Annotated in this window: 1 protein-coding gene; it reads right to left on the bottom strand. The window is 80.1% G+C overall.

All coding sequences use genetic code 11. The features are described 5' to 3' along the window. Positions 1–13: 13 nt before the first annotated feature. Positions 14–2,992 (bottom strand): UDP-N-acetylmuramate--L-alanine ligase (murC, locus tag G6556_RS20325; RefSeq protein WP_346774995.1); only part of this gene is annotated, 2,979 nt, incomplete at its 5' end.

Below are 2,992 nucleotides of genomic sequence, written 5' to 3'. Positions count from 1 at the left end.
CGCTGCGGGGGCGTCACGCCTGCTCCGCCTCCGGGGTGCCGTCCGCGGCGGCCGCGTCGTCGGCGGCGTCACCCGCGAGGGCCGCCAGCACGACGGCCCCGAGCTCCGTGACGTCGCCGGCGCCCACGGTCAGCACCAGGTCGCCGGGGGCCGCGCCGGCCGCGACGACGCGGGCCGCCTCGTGCCGGTCGGCGACGAACCGCGCCCGCCCGGGCGTGGGCACCCGCTGCACGATCGTGTCGCCCGACACCTCGGGGTCCGGGTCCTCGCGCGCCGCGTACACGTCGGTGACGACGACGGTGTCCGCCAGGTCGAGCGCCGCGCCGAACTCGGCGGCGAAGGTGCGGGTCCGGGAGTACAGGTGCGGCTGGAACAGCACGTGCACCGCCCCGTCCCCGGCCACGCCGCGGGCGGTGCGCAGCAGCGCGGCGACCTCGGTCGGGTGGTGCGCGTAGTCGTCGACCACCCGCACGCCCCCCGCGGTGCCGCGGTCCTCGAACCGGCGGCCGGTGCCGCGGAACTCGCCGAGACCGGCGGCGACCGCGGCCGGGTCCGCGCCCACGGCCCAGGCCGCGAGGTAGGCCGCGGCGGCGTTCGCGGCGTTGTGCTCGCCGGGGACGGCCAGCTCCAGGTCGGCACCGGGCACCTCGGCGGACCGGGAGGTCAGCGTGGTGCGCCAGGTCCCGCCGGCGGCGACCACGGGGCCCACGACGAGGTCCGGGCCGAGGTCGCCGATCGACGCGTCCGTGCCGTAGGTGAGCACGCGGACGCCGCGCCGGGTCAGCCGCTCGCCGACCTCGGCCACGAGGCGCGCGGCCCCGGCGTCGTCCAGGCACGCGACGAGCGCCCCGCCGTCCAGCACCCGCTCGGCGAACGCGGCGAACGCGGCCTCGAAGGCCTCGGTCGTGCCGTAGTGGTCCAGGTGGTCGGGCTCGACGTTCGTGACGACCGCGACGGCGGGCGCGTACGCCAGGAACGAGCCGTCCGACTCGTCGGCCTCGGCGACGAACGCCTCGCCGGCGCCGGTGCGGTAGCCCGGCGTCGCACCCTCGGGGCTGAGCACCGTGCCGCCGATCGCGTACGACGGGTCGAGCACCTCGTCCTCGCGGCCGGCCGCGGCCAGGGCCGTGGCGACCATCGCCGAGGTCGTGGTCTTGCCGTGCGCACCGGCGACCGCGATGCCGATGCGACCGGCCATGAGCGCGGCCAGCGCCTCGGACCGGTGCAGCACCGGCAGCCCGAGCTCGCGCGCCCGCGCCAGCTCGGGGTTGCTGTCCCGGATGGCGCTCGACAGCACGACCGAGTCGACGTCCTCGACGTGCGCGGCGTCGTGGCCGACGTGCACCGTCACGCCCGCGGCGCGCAGACCGTCGAGGGCCGGGCCCTCCTTGGCGTCCGAGCCCGAGACCGCGAGGCCGCGCGCGGCCAGCAGGCCGGCGATCGCGGACATGCCCGCGCCGCCGACGCCGACGAGGTGCACCCGGCCGAGGTCGGCGAGCGCGCCGGCCGGGGCGGGTCGGTCGGTGGTGCCGGAGGCGCCCGGGGCGACGGCCGGGGTCGCCACGGTCAGCGGCGCCGGGGCCGGGGCCGCGTCGCCGCGCGTGGCGGGGTCGGTGTCCGGGCTGGCGCCGAGGTCGGCGGGCGCGTCGGCGGCGGCGTCCGCGGAGTCGTCGGCCGCGTCCGCGGCGGCCCGCTCGGCCTCGGCCCGCTCGGCGGCCAACCGGTCCTGCTCGGCGCGCTCGGCCCGCTCCGCCCGCTCGGCCTCCTGCGCCGCCGCCCGCTCGGCCGCGACGCGCTCCGCCTCGGCGCGCTCGGCCGCGAGCCGCTCGCCCTCGGCCAGCGCGTCCTCGACGAGGTCCGCGACCCGCCCGGCCGCGTCCGGGACGCCGACCCGCGCGGCCGCCCGGCCCATCTCGTGCCGCTGGTCGGCCGCCTCGGGCGCGAGCAGCGGCAGCAGGTGCTGCGCGATCCACTCCCCCGTCAGCGCCTCGTCCGCCACCAGCACGCCGCCGCCCTCCGCGACGACCGGCTGGGCGTTGAGGCGCTGCTCGCCGTTGCCCACGGGCAGCGGCACGTAGACCGCCGGGATGCCGAGGGCCGCGAGCTCGCTCACGGTGCCCGCGCCGGACCGGCAGACCACCAGGTCCGCGACGGCCAGCGCCTGCTCCATCTCGGCCAGGTACTCCCGCACGTGGTACCGCTCGGCCCCGGGGACGCCGCGGACCGCCGCCCGCACGTCCTCGGCCTTGCCCGCACCGGTCAGGTGCAGCACCTCGGCGCCGGTCGCGAGGATCGCGCGCGCCTGGGCCGCCACCGCGCGGTTCACGGACAGCGCGCCGAGCGAGCCGCCGGTGACGAGCAGGGTGACGCGCTCGGGGTCGAAGCCGAGCTCGGCGGCGGCCCGGCGCCGGGTCGCGCCCGCGTCCGCCGCGCGCTCGGCCAGCAGGTCGACGATCTCCGGGCGCAGCGGCAGCCCGGTCACCTGGGCGCGGGGCAGCCGGGTGCCGGGGAAGGTCACCGCGACCGCCGCGGCGCGACGGGCGCCGAGCCGGTTCGCGAGCCCCGCGCGCGCGTTCTGCTCGTGCACGACGACCGGCACGCCCCGCGACCGGGCGGCGAGGTAGGCCGGGGTGGAGACGTACCCGCCGAAGCCGACGACGGCGCCGGCGCCGAGCTCGTCGATCGCGGCGCCCGCGGCGTCCACCGCCTCGCGCAGCAGCCGGGGCAGCCGCACCCAGTCGAGCGTCGGGCGGCGCGGCAGCGGCACCTTCGGCACGACGAACATCTCGAGGCCGCGCTCCGGGACCAGCCGGGCCTCCAGGCCCTCCGCCGTGCCCAGCGCGGCGACGCGCAGCTCGGGGTCGCGGGCGCGCAGCTCCTCGGCGACGGCGAGCAGCGGGTTGACGTGGCCGGCCGTGCCCCCGCCGGCGAGCAGGACCGCGCGCGGACGGGGCTCGGCGCCCTCCGCCGGGCCGGTGGGGGCGTCGGGTGC

Origin of the sequence: Cellulomonas sp. IC4_254 (genome assembly GCF_011603975.1) — a bacterium.
Taxonomy (GTDB): Bacteria; Actinomycetota; Actinomycetes; order Actinomycetales; family Cellulomonadaceae; genus Cellulomonas.
The sequence above is the reverse complement of the archived record's forward strand: the minus strand, read 5'-3'. Positions and strand labels throughout refer to the sequence as shown.